The 12,096-nt window shown below is 71.4% G+C and carries 9 protein-coding genes and 1 pseudogene; 8 read left to right on the forward strand and 2 right to left on the reverse strand.

From position 1 onward, the window contains the following. Positions 1 to 63 precede the first annotated feature (63 nt). The 7 genes from DIZ27_RS05790 (at position 64) to DIZ27_RS05820 (ending at position 7,056) form a co-directional block, all read left to right on the forward strand. Positions 64 to 405, forward strand: a complete 342-nt coding sequence (locus DIZ27_RS05790) for a YbaB/EbfC family nucleoid-associated protein (protein WP_109377194.1) — start codon at positions 64 to 66, stop codon at positions 403 to 405. Between the two features lie 59 nt (positions 406 to 464). Next, a complete protein-coding gene (gene recR / locus DIZ27_RS05795; RefSeq protein WP_109377195.1) occupies positions 465 to 1,064 on the forward strand; it encodes a recombination mediator RecR in 600 nt (199 codons plus the stop codon). After that, on the forward strand, positions 1,057 to 1,716 hold the full coding sequence (locus DIZ27_RS05800) for a DUF5063 domain-containing protein (RefSeq protein WP_109377196.1): 660 nt from the start codon (positions 1,057 to 1,059) through the stop codon (positions 1,714 to 1,716). Before recR ends, DIZ27_RS05800 begins: the two co-directional genes overlap by 8 nt. Positions 1,717 to 2,097: 381 nt before the next feature. Beyond that, positions 2,098 to 3,375 (forward strand): aspartate kinase, encoded by a 1,278-nt coding sequence (locus DIZ27_RS05805; RefSeq protein ID WP_109377197.1) that lies wholly within the window; start codon positions 2,098 to 2,100, stop codon positions 3,373 to 3,375. Further along, positions 3,375 to 4,430: an aspartate-semialdehyde dehydrogenase gene (locus DIZ27_RS05810; RefSeq protein WP_109377198.1), complete on the forward strand. Its 1,056-nt coding sequence runs from the start codon at positions 3,375 to 3,377 to the stop codon at positions 4,428 to 4,430. Before DIZ27_RS05805 ends, DIZ27_RS05810 begins: the two co-directional genes overlap by 1 nt. A 392-nt stretch (positions 4,431 to 4,822) precedes the next feature. Continuing rightward, positions 4,823 to 5,497 carry a SigE family RNA polymerase sigma factor gene (locus DIZ27_RS05815; RefSeq protein WP_109377199.1) on the forward strand — a complete coding sequence of 225 codons (675 nt, stop codon included), beginning with the start codon at positions 4,823 to 4,825 and terminating at the stop codon, positions 5,495 to 5,497. Then, a complete protein-coding gene (locus tag DIZ27_RS05820; RefSeq protein ID WP_258308255.1) occupies positions 5,494 to 7,056 on the forward strand; it encodes a hypothetical protein in 1,563 nt (520 codons plus the stop codon). Before DIZ27_RS05815 ends, DIZ27_RS05820 begins: the two co-directional genes overlap by 4 nt. A 52-nt stretch (positions 7,057 to 7,108) precedes the next feature. On the opposite strand, the gene DIZ27_RS05825 is transcribed toward DIZ27_RS05820, so the two are convergent. After that, positions 7,109 to 7,927 (reverse strand): SURF1 family protein, encoded by an 819-nt coding sequence (locus DIZ27_RS05825; RefSeq protein WP_109377200.1) that lies wholly within the window; start codon positions 7,925 to 7,927, stop codon positions 7,109 to 7,111. 208 nt (positions 7,928 to 8,135) lie between these two features. Between DIZ27_RS05825 and DIZ27_RS05830 the strand changes: the two genes are divergently transcribed. Further along, a complete protein-coding gene (locus DIZ27_RS05830) occupies positions 8,136 to 9,989 on the forward strand; it encodes a prolyl oligopeptidase family serine peptidase (RefSeq protein ID WP_109377201.1) in 1,854 nt (617 codons plus the stop codon). A 96-nt stretch (positions 9,990 to 10,085) separates the two neighbouring features. On the opposite strand, the pseudogene DIZ27_RS05835 reads toward DIZ27_RS05830, so the two are convergent. Next, positions 10,086 to 12,049: pseudogene (locus DIZ27_RS05835) on the reverse strand (potassium channel family protein). Positions 12,050 to 12,096 lie beyond the last annotated feature (47 nt).

Below are 12,096 nucleotides of genomic sequence, written 5' to 3' on the forward strand. Positions count from 1 at the left end.
ACCACGTAGGCTCGTGCCGAACGGGAAAATCCCGTACGGACGGACCGACCAAGGAGCTGAATCGTGATCCCCGGTGGTGGCCAGCCCAACATGCAGCAGTTGCTCCAGCAGGCCCAGAAGATGCAGCAGGACCTGGCCAAGGCGCAGGAGGAACTCGCGCAGACGGAGGTCGACGGCAAGGCGGGCGGCGGCCTGGTGACGGCGACCGTCACCGGCGGTGGCGAGCTCCGGGCGCTGAAGATCGACCCGAAGGCGGTGGACCCCGAGGACACCGAGACCCTCGCGGACCTGATCGTCGCGGCCGTCCAGGCGGCCAACGAGAACGCTCAGACCCTCCAGCAGCAGAAGCTCGGCCCGCTGGCCCAGGGCCTGGGCGGCGGCGGCATTCCCGGTCTGCCCTTCTAAGACGGGGCGCGGGCCTCTACGGTACGTACTGAAGAAAATCCAGGAAGGACGGCAGTCCGTTGTACGAAGGCGTGGTGCAGGATCTCATCGACGAACTCGGGCGGCTGCCCGGCGTCGGTCCGAAGAGCGCCCAGCGGATCGCCTTCCACATCCTCCAGGCGGAGCCGACGGACGTACGGCGTCTCGCCCACGCCCTGATGGAAGTGAAGGCGAAGGTCCGCTTCTGCGCGACCTGCGGCAATGTGGCGCAGGAGGAGTTCTGCAACATCTGCCGTGACACCCGCCGCGACCGCGCGGTCATCTGTGTCGTGGAGGAACCCAAGGACGTCGTGGCCATCGAGCGCACCCGCGAGTTCCGGGGCCGCTACCACGTCCTGGGTGGCGCGATCAGCCCGATCGACGGGGTGGGCCCCGACGATCTGCGCATCCGGGAACTGCTGGCCCGGCTGGCCGACGGCACGGTCACCGAGCTGATCCTGGCCACGGACCCGAATCTGGAGGGCGAGGCCACGGCCACGTACCTCGCCCGCATGATCAAGCCCATGGGTCTCAAGGTCACCCGTCTGGCCAGCGGCCTCCCGGTGGGCGGCGACCTGGAGTACGCGGACGAGGTCACCCTCGGGCGCGCCTTCGAGGGGAGACGACTCCTAGATGTCTGATGCCACGCTGCACGCGACCAACCGGAACCCGGACGACTTCTCGGTCCAGATCGCGGATCAGATCGAGAGCTTCCTGGTCGCCGTCACGGAGGTCGCCAAGGGCGACGAGCCCGACTCGACGGTCCCCTTCCTCCTGCTGGAGGTCTCCCAGCTCATGCTGGCCGGCGGTCGGCTGGGCGCCCACGAGGACATCGTCCCCGAGGAGCGGTACGAGCCCGACGGAGGCCCGGAGGCCGACGTGGACGAACTCCGCGAGAACCTCGCCCGGCTGCTGGAGCCGGTCGACGTCTACTCCGAGGTCTTCGACCCCTACGAGCCCCGCACGGCGCCCGTCCCGGCCCGGATCTCCGACGACCTCACCGACGTCATCACCGACCTCCGCCACGGCATGGTCCACTACCGGGCCGGCCGCACCACGGAAGCGCTGTGGTGGTGGCAGTTCTCCTACTTCTCCAACTGGGGCCCCACCGCGTCGGCGACCCTGCGCGCCCTCCAGTCCGTCGTCGCCCACGTCCGCCTCAACCAGCCCCTGGCCGCCCTCGACGGCCTCGACACCGACCAGGGCATGGGCGACGACACCCTCGAATTCGAGGCGGGCAAGGTCATGGCGGAGGAAATAGGCACCCCCCTGGGCATGCGCCCGGTCATCTGACGGCACCGGTTTTCCCGAAACGGCGGGCGGGGCCCCTTCGGCGAATACGTGAGCAGTCGGCAGTCCGGTGTCACTTCGGCGCCCGCATGAGCACCTGCGAACAGCTCCGGCCGAAGTGCTCACGGTTTTCGGGACGGGTGCGCGGCACGGACGGCTGCGTGCCGGAAGAACGAGACGTCCGATGTTCCGGCGTGTGACGCAGGTCGCTTTTCCGAGTGGTCGGCTTCGGGCTGGGCATGAGCCCTCCTGCAGGGGCGTCCGGGAATCTCACGATGCGGTATCGACGAGGCGTTTTTCGGGTGCCCGATAGAATGAGCCGACCACGGTGTGCACACATGTGCGCAAAACGTGGGACAACGACGGACTGAGCGAGGAGCGCACGTGGGCCTTGTCGTGCAGAAGTACGGAGGCTCCTCCGTAGGCGATGCCGAAGGCATCAAGCGCGTCGCCAAGAGGGTCGTGGAAGCCAAGCAGAACGGCCACCAGGTGGTCGTCGTGGTTTCCGCGATGGGCGACACGACGGACGAGTTGATCGATCTCGCCGAGCAGGTTTCCCCGATGCCTGCCGGGCGCGAGCTCGACATGCTGCTGACCGCGGGAGAGCGGATCTCCATGGCCCTGCTGGCCATGGCGATCAAAAACCTGGGCCACAACGCCCAGAGCTTCACCGGCAGCCAGGCGGGTGTCATCACCGACTCGGTCCACAACAAAGCCCGCATCATCGACGTCACACCCGGCCGGATCCGTGCCTCGGTGGACGAGGGCAACATCGCCATCGTCGCCGGTTTCCAGGGCGTCAGCCAGCAGGGCAAGAACATCACCACGCTCGGCCGCGGCGGCTCCGACACCACCGCGGTGGCCCTGGCGGCCGCCCTCGAGGCCGAGGTGTGCGAGATCTACACCGACGTCGACGGCGTGTTCACCGCCGACCCGCGCGTGGTGCCGAAGGCCCGGAAGATCGACTGGATCTCGACCGGCGACATGCTCGAACTGGCGGCCTCCGGGTCGAAGGTGCTGCTCCACCGCTGTGTGGAGTACGCCCGCCGGTACAACATCCCGATCCACGTCCGCTCGTCCTTCAGCGGACTGCCGGGCACGTGGGTCAGCAGAGAGCCGATTCAGCGAGGGGACAAGAAGGTGGAGCAGGCGCTCATCTCCGGTGTCGCGCACGACACCTCCGAGGCCAAGGTCACGGTCGTCGGTGTGCCGGACAAGCCGGGCGAGGCGGCCTCGATCTTCCGTACGATCGCCGACGCCGAGATCAACATCGACATGGTCGTGCAGAACGTGTCGGCGGCCTCCACGGGCCTGACGGACATCTCGTTCACGCTGCCGAAGACCGAGGGCCGCAAGGCCATCGACGCCCTGGAGAAGAACAAGGGCGCCATCGGCTTCGAGTCCCTGCGCTACGACGACCAGATCGGCAAGATCTCGCTGGTCGGTGCCGGTATGAAGACCAACCCCGGGGTCACCGCCGACTTCTTCACCGCCCTGTCCGACGCGGGCGTGAACATCGAGCTGATCTCGACCTCCGAGATCCGTATCTCGGTCGTCACCCGCAAGGACGACGTGGACGGTGCCGTCCGCGCCGTGCACACCGCCTTCGGGCTGGACTCCGACAGCGACGAGGCCGTCGTCTACGGGGGCACCGGCCGCTGATGGGGCGGTCCGGACGGCCGGCGCTCGCGGTCGTGGGAGCGACCGGGGCCGTCGGCACGGTCATGCTCCAGATCCTGTCCCAGCGGGCGGACATCTGGGGCGAGATCCGACTGATCGCCTCCCCGCGCTCGGCCGGCCGCAAGCTGGCCGTGCGCGGTGAGCAGGTCGAGGTCGTGGCGCTCACCGAGGAGGCCTTCGACGGGATCGACGTCGCGCTGTTCGACGTCCCCGACGAGGTTGCCGAGCGGTGGGTGCCCGTCGCCGTCGCACGGGGTGCGGTGGTGGTCGACAACTCCGGCGCCTTCCGGATGGACCCTCAGGTGCCGCTCGTGGTCCCCGAGGTCAACTCGCACGCCGCGCGGATGCGCCCGCGCGGGATCGTCGCCAACCCGAACTGCACCACCCTGTCGATGATCGTCGCGGTGGGCGCGCTGCACGCCGAGTTCGGGCTGCGCGAGCTGGTCGTCTCCTCGTACCAGGCGGTCAGCGGCGCCGGACACGAGGGCGTGCGCACCCTGCGGGAGCAGCTGTCCCTGGTCGCGGGTACGGAACTGGGGACCGGCCCCGGTGACGTACGGCGGGCAGTGGGGGACAACACGGGTCCCTTCGCGGAGCCGGTCGCGCTGAACGTCGTGCCGTGGGCCGGGTCGCTGCGCGAGGACGGCTGGTCCTCGGAGGAGATGAAGGTCCGCGACGAGTCCCGCAAGATCCTCGGCCTGGCGCGGCTCCCGGTCGCCGTGACCTGCGTACGGGTGCCGGTGATCACCACGCACTCGCTCACCGTGCACGCCCGCTTCGAGGACGAGGTCACCGTCGACGCGGCCCGCGAGATCCTCGCCACGGCACCCGGCGTCGTGCTGTACGACAACCCCGCCGCGGGCGAGTTCCCCACGCCCGCCGACGTCGTCGGCACCGATCCGACGTGGGTGGGACGGGTACGGCGGGCGCTTGACGACCCGACGGCGCTCGAACTCTTCGTCTGCGGTGACAACTTGCGCAAGGGCGCCGCGCTCAACAGCGCACAGACAGCCGAACTGGTGGTGGCCGAGGCGTAAATAATCCTTGGTCACGGGGATGAGTTTGTAGGATCTTCGTGAACCATGCGATCCGGCCAGGATGGCTCAGATCTCTTGATCCTGCCCGGTCGGCAGTCGAAGATTTAATTTCCCGCCCCACGCAACCGAGCGTGGGGCGGGAAGCGTCTTCGCGGTCACCCCTGTTGTTGGGCGCGTGGGGACGCGGTGGTCTTTCCGGACGTGGGGACGTCTGGAACCGGACGTGGGGACGTCCGTTCATATGAGACATAGGGGAAGAGCAGACACATGAGGGTATTCGGTGTGCTGTCGAGAGTCCTGCCCGGCACGGACGGCGGTCGGCCGGCGCCGGGCGCGGCAAACGTGACGCGCGGCACGTACAACCCTCATGGGGGGAAGCGTGTCCAACTGGCGTGGCTGAGGTACTCGACTTCGCAACGCCGCGTGGCACGGCTCTACGCCCGCCCCGCCAAATTCTCCGACCCCGCAAGGCCGGTGCGTCCGGTGGCATGCCGGTGATCGCGCCGATGCCAGCAGCGCGGCCCGCCCGCATACCGAGTCAGCGTGACGGCGGTGCCGACGACATCGTGGCGGCCGGCACGACCGTCGACCATCTCACCGAGACCTACCGCGCGCACTACCGCTCGCTGCTGGGTCTCGCGGCGCTGCTCCTCGACGACACCGCCTCCTGCGAGGACGTCGTCCAGGAGGCGTTCATCCGCGTCCACTCCGCCCGTAAACGCGTCCGGGACCCGGAGAAGACCCTGGCGTATCTGCGTCAGACGGTCGTCAACCTCTCCCGTTCCGCGCTGCGCCGCCGCATCCTCGGCCTGAAGCTGCTCTCCAAGCCCATGCCCGACATGGCGAGCGCGGAGGAAGGTGCCTACGACCAGCTGGAGCGCGACTCCCTCATCAAGGCGATGAAAGGGCTGCAGCGCCGTCAGCGCGAGGTGCTGGTGCTGCGGTACTTCGCGGACATGACCGAGGCGCAGGTGGCGGCGACGCTCGGCATCTCGCTGGGCTCGGTGAAGGCGTACGGCTCGCGCGGGATCGCGGCGCTGCGAGTGGCCATGGAGGCGCCGGTATGAGCGGCGACAGGGACACGCGCGGCGAGGAGCGCGGGCCGGAGGAGGATGGGCCCGAGAAGCGCGCGGCCGGAGAGCACGTGGCCGAGGAGAGCGCGGCCGAGACTGAGGAACGTGAGCCCGACGAACGTGTGTCCGGGGCCGATGGCCCGGGTCCGTCCGACGGTGACGGCCTGCGCGTACTGCGTGGGTTGGTGTCCCCGACCGGGCAGCAGTCGAACCAATCGCACGCTGGGAACGGAACTGTGAACGACGGCCTGGACGACCAGGGGCCCGACCAGGGCGCGGAGCGGTTCGACTCCGATGAGCCGGCCGGCCCGGACCGGCTGACGGACTCGGACCAGCCGGACCAGCCGGACCAGCCGGCCGAGTCGGCCGAGTCGGACCGACCGGCAGAGTCGGACCGGTCGACCGAGCCTGCAGAGTCGGACCAGTCGGCAGAGTCGGACCAGTCGACCGAGTCGGTCGAGCCCGCTGAGCCGTCCGAGTCGTCCGAGTCGTCCGACTCGGCCGAGCCGGACGAGCTTGATGTACGGAGCCTGCTGCACCGCTCGGTGGGCGAGATGGAGCCGCGCGAGGGCTCGCTGGAATACCTGCAGCGCGCGGTCCCCGCCCGCCGGGCGCGCAAGCGGCAGCTCCTCGTCGGCGCGGCGGCCGCGGCCCTCTTCCTCGGCACGGCCGTCCCGGCCCTCGTGCACGTCGCGAACGTCACCGGTTCGGACGCCAACCCGTTCGCCATCGGCCACGCCTCGGAGACGGAGGGCAGCACCGGCAAGGACAAGAAGACCGGCGGCGGCGAGACCACCGCGGGCGGTACCTCGGACCGGATCGAGGGGACCGACAAGGACGGCAAGGGCAAGGAGGACAAGGAGAAGACCTCGGAGCCCGGCTCGCGCACGGGCGAGCCCGAGAAGGCGGGCCCCTCGTCGAGCGCGGCGGCCGGGGTGACCGCCTGCACGGCCGCGCAGCTCGGACCGGCCGTCGCGAGCAGCGTCGCCCCCGACTCGACCGGCGCGGTCTACGGCTCCTTCCGGGTCGGCAACGTGTCCACGGCGAGCTGTACCGTCGGCGGGCCCGGAGGCGTGAGCGTGACTCCGCTGGGTGCGGCCGACCCCGCCAAGGTGGACTCGGCCCGGCATGTGGCGGGGGACGCGGCGGCCGGCCTGCCCGACCCGTCCCTGGAGTCCGCGCCGCTGGTGCTCAAGCCGGGTGAGACGTACGACGTGAAGTTCGCCTGGGTGCCTTCCGAGACCTGTCCCACGGACGGCGGAACCGGCGGTGGAACCGGCGGCGAGACGGGGGGCGGCACCGAGGAGCCCGCACCCGACCCGAGCCCCTCGCAGGAAGACCCCACGACCAACAGCGGCACGACCAACAGCGGCACGTCCACGGGCGGCGACATCGGAACGGCGGCCCAGCTCCTCAGGGCGGACGGCCCGGCCGAGGGAAGTGTGACCGTGACGTACACCGCGGCGACGGGGGGCACGGCGACCGTCACGGTGGCCAACGCCTGCGCGGGCACCGTCTACTGGACGGGACTGCTGCCGACGCTGACGAGCTGACGCCGACGAGCCGGTGCCGGCGGGCCGACCGGGACGGGAGTCCCGGTCCCGGTCACACCCCTGACGGGCTGGACCGCTTCCCGTCCGGTTCCGGCTCGCGCTCCCGCCCCTCCTCCGGGGCCAGGCCCAGTTCCGCGTCCCGGACGAGCTCCACCTCGCGGCGCAGCAGGCGGAACCACATGAAGACGACGAAGCCCACGAAGGCGAACCACTCGGCGGTGTAGCCGAGGTTCTGGAACGCCTTGAGGTCCAGCCCGGTACCGCCCGGCGCGACCGCGGGCACCGCCCGCATCCCCGAATCGCCCTTGTTGAGGGTGATCCACGCTTCGTACACGTCGTGGGGGACCAGGTTCACCAGCGACGCCGCGCTGATCGCGGCGGTCTGCCCCTCCGGCAGGCCGCTGCGGCTGCTGACGCCGTGGCTGCCGGGGGTCTCGGACGCCTGGAGCGCCCCGGTGACGGTGACCTCGCCGTCCGGCGGCGCGGGCGCCCCGGCCGGGTCGGGCTCGCCGGGCAGCCAGCCGCGGACGACGGGCAGCACCTTGCCGTTGTCGGTGTGCAGCAGGGTCAGGACGTAGTGGCCGGGTTCGCCGTCGAGGTCCCGGTCGGGCACGAGGAGCTGTTCCTCGTAGCGGCCGCTCGTGGTGGCCTGCTTGCCGGAGGTCGCCTTGGTCACCGGCAGCAATGTGTCCAGCGGCCGAGCCTCCTCCCGTTGGGCGGAGGCGGCCTGTTCCTCGGCGCCGCGGTGGTTGTCGACGCGGTCCTCGAAGCGGCTCAGCTGCCAGGAACCCATGAAGATGCAGAAGGGGATGGCGAGCAGCACGAAGACGTTGATCCCCCACCATCGGGGCGTCAGCAGAAACCGGTACACGCTCCCACGGTACGGGGCCGCGTGGAAAGACCGGTTCGCGGGGCGGTCCTCGCGGCCCCCGTGGCCCCGTGGTCACTGGGGCGGGAGAGGCCCGGGTGACCCGTGGTGGTAGCGGTGGTGTCGGCCCCGGTGGGAGATCCGGTGCGGGTTGTCCACAGGCTGGGGACCTCGGCGGCGCGACACCCTTCGGGGCGGGCAGTATGGGGCCATGACTGAGAGCAACGAGTCCGGCGCACCGGAGCGGCGGACGGACCGGACCGAGCGAGTACAACAGGGCGAGCGGATGCCCGACTGGGAGAAGCGCTTCCGGGCGCCCCGGGTCTCCCTGCCCGACTGGGCGGAGGACGCCCCCGACCGTTCCCTGTTCGTGTCGAACGCGACGGGGACGTACGAGCTGTATGCCTGGGACCGGTCGACGGGTGAGCAGCGTCAGGTGACGGACCGGCCCAACGGCACCACGGACGGCGTGCTCTCGCCGGACGGCGAGTGGATCTGGTGGTTCGACGACAAGGACGGCGACGAGTTCGGCGTCTGGCGCCGACAGCGGTTCGCGGGCGGCGCCGACGAACTCGCCGCCGAGGGCCTGAACGCCTCGTACCCGGCCGGCCTCGCCCTCGCCCGGGACGGGCGCACGGCGGTCGTGGGCCGTTCCACGGACGAGGACGGTACGACGATCCACCTCGTGCGCACCGGCGAGGAGCCCGTGGAGATCTACCGGCACCGCGAGTCGGCGGGCGTCGGCGACCTCTCCCACGACGGCTCGCTCATCGCCGTCGAGCACACGGAGCACGGCGACGCGATGCACTCCGCGCTGCGCGTTCTGCGCCCCGACGGCACGCCGGTCGCCGAGCTGGACGACACCAGGGGCGGCACCGAGGAGCTGGGCCTGGAGGTGCTGGGCTTCGCCCCGCTCGACGGTGACACGCGTCTGCTCATCGGTCACCAGCGGCGCGGTCGCTGGGAGCCCCTGGTGTGGGACGTGGCGACGGGTGAGGAGACGGACCTCGCCCTGGAGCTGCCGGGTGACGTGAGCGCCGAGTGGTTCCCGGACGGCACGGGCCTGCTGATCGCGCACAGCTTCGAGGCCCGCAGCGAACTGTTCCGCTACGACCTGGCGGGCCCCGAGCTGCTGGAGATCGACACCCCGCCCGGCACGGTCTCGGGCGCGACGGCCCGCCCGGACGGCAGCGTGGAGTACCTGTGGTCGTCGTCGGCGGAGCCGTCGGCGGTCCGCTCCACGGCCGGCGGGGTCGTCCTGGACCCGCCGGGCATGAAGTCGCCCGGTTCGGTGCCGGTGGAGGACGTGTGGGTGGAGGGCCCCGGCGGCCGGATCCACGCCCTGGTCCAGAAGCCCGCGGGCGCGAGCGGCCCGCTGCCCACGGTCTTCGACATCCACGGCGGTCCCACCTGGCACGACAGCGACTCCTTCGCCGCGGGCCCGGCCGCCTGGGTCGACCACGGTTACGCGGTGGTCCGCGTCAACTACCGCGGTTCCACGGGGTACGGCCGTGCCTGGACCGACGCGCTGAAGCACCGGGTCGGCCTGATCGAGCTGGAGGACATCGCCGCGGTCCGCGAGTGGGCGATCAGCTCGGGCCTCGCGGACCCGGACCGCCTCGTCCTCACCGGCGGTTCCTGGGGCGGCTACCTCACCCTCCTGGGCCTGGGCACCCAGCCCGACGCGTGGACCCTGGGCATCGCGGTGGTCCCGGTCGCCGACTACGTCACGGCGTACCACGACGAGATGGAGGCGCTGAAGGCCATGGACCGCACGCTCCTCGGCGGCACCCCCGAGGAGGTTCCCGAGCGGTTCGAGGCGTCCTCCCCGATCACCTACGTCGACCGGGTGAAGGCACCGGTCTACATCTCGGCCGGGGTGAACGACCCGCGCTGTCCGATCCGCCAGATCGAGAACTACGTCCACCGCCTCCAGTCCCGCGACGCCCCCCACGAGGTCTACCGCTACGACGCGGGCCACGGCTCCCTGGTGGTCGACGAGCGGATCAAGCAGGTACGCCTGGAGCTGGACTTCGCGGAACGGTACCTGGGGAAGCAGGGCTGAGCAGGCAGGGAGAGGACTGGGAGGGCTGGGGCGGCTGAGGGGGGAGGCGCTTCCCGGGCTGCGGCCCGGGGAGCACCGGCCGCCCCCCCGTTCACGTCACGCCCCGGTCCGCTCCCTTCCCCTGCGCCGGAGCAGTTCCGCCAGCCCCCGCCGGGTGGCGCCCAGCACCACCCGGTCCTCGCTGCGCAGGACGTACGTGTCGGGCAGGTCCCAGATCAGCCCCGACGGTCCCGCCTCCGCCGGTCCGAGGGTTCCGGGGGTTCCGAAAGTTCTGGGGGTGCCGGGGTTTCCGGGTCCGTTTCCGTCGCGGCTTCCGTCCCCGCCCGTGCCCGACGCGCGTACCGCCGTGGCCGCCGTGTCCAGGGCCAGCACCCGCCACGCCCCGGCCCGGAACGCCTCACCGACCGTCCTGCCCTCCAGCTGCGGATGCCCGCCCACGGTCAGTGCCGCGAACACCAGCACCCGCCGCTCGACCGGTATCGCCCCCAGGATCTGCCGACCCATCATCGCCCCCGCGAACGCGGGCGCGGCCAGGTGGGAGACGCTGCGGCTCCGGGTCAGCGCATCGGGGTGCGCGGCCCGCAGGGTGCGGTACACGGCCGTCGCGAAATCGTCGTCGTACAGCCGCAGGACGACCCGCAGATCGGACCGCACGGACCGCGCGTACAGCACGGCCTCCAGATTCGTGGTGTCGGCGCTGGTCAGCGCGAGCAGCGCGTCGGCCCGTTGGATCTTCGCGGCCTCCAGCACGCCCTCCTGCGTGACGTCCCCGAGGACCACCGGCACGCCCAGCCGCCGCGCCGTGGCCATGCCCCGTGCCTCCGGGTCGGCCTCGACGCACACCACGGGGATGTGCAACTCGTGCAGCCGCGTCAGCACCCGGGTGCCGATCTTGCCGAGCCCCAGCAGCACCAGATGCCCGCTCAGCCCGCGCGGCGGCTTCCGCAGCGCGGAGGCGGTACGGAACGTCCCCAGCGCCTCCAGCACCGCCGCCACCATCACCGGCAGCATCAACAACCCGACTATCCCCGACAGCAGTTGCAGGATCTGTTCGCTCCTGGACGCGTTGTGCGCGGGATCGTTGATCGAGAAGAGGTCGAGCAGGGTGACGTAGGTGGCGTGCAGCGGATTGTCCTTCGTGACCAGGGTCAGGGTCACCGCCAGCGCCACCACGGCCGCCGCCAGCCCCGCCAGCGACCACCGCAGCCGCCGCGAGAACAGGGAGGCGAGGGGCGGCACCTGGGCCCGCACCACCGGCAACGGCGGTCCGGAGTACGACACCTGCTCCAGCACCACCGTGCCGCGTCCGGTCGCCGCCGCGACGGCGTCCGCGTCGGGCAGCATCTGCGGCCCCTGGTCGCCGCTGTCCTCCGAACCCTCGGACCCGCCCGGGTCGTTGCTCGTCGCGGACAGCAACGCCAGGGTGCACAGCCCGGGATCGGCCACCTCGCCCGGGCGCGGCGGGCGCCGTTCCACCGCGCGCAGCATCAGCCCGTCGGTGTCGACGATCTTGCTGGTGCCGACGAGCGCGGTGGCGACCAGGGCGGGCGCGGCCGTGTCGGCGTCGGACAGCACGGTGGTGGACGTGTCGACGACGGGTACGGGTCACCGCCGGCCAATCCGGCCGCCTGGTCGAGCAGTTCCTCTATGTGCCGACCCAGGCGGCGGTTGTAGAGGCGCAGCACGAGGCGCAGCCGGGGGTTGATCCGGCGGGCGGTGAGGGCGGCGCGGATGTTGGTCTCGTCGTCGTCGTACACCAGGGCCAGTGCGGCGGCCCGCGCCACGCCCACCTCGGCGAGCACGGCGTCGGTCGGCTCGGCGGCCTCCACCAGCCGCTGGTCGGACGCGCCGTCGGAACCGCCGTTGCCGTTGCCGCGGTTGACGGTGGCGTTCACGAACCGGTCGAGCAGGGCGGCGGAGGCCGCGCGGGCCCGCCCGACCACGGGTTCCCGCACCCGGAGTCCGGACGGCGGCACGACGAGGGTGACCTGCTCGCCGTACACGCCCCGCAGTTCGGCGGCGAGCCGATGCGCGAGTCCGTCGTCCCCGCACACCACCATGTGCGCGGGGGGATCGTCCGGCGGGGTCTGATTCGGAAGGCTCAGCA

The sequence above is a fragment of the Streptomyces sp. NWU339 genome, assembly GCF_003143855.1.
In the GTDB taxonomy this organism is placed as follows: domain Bacteria; phylum Actinomycetota; class Actinomycetes; order Streptomycetales; family Streptomycetaceae; genus Streptomyces.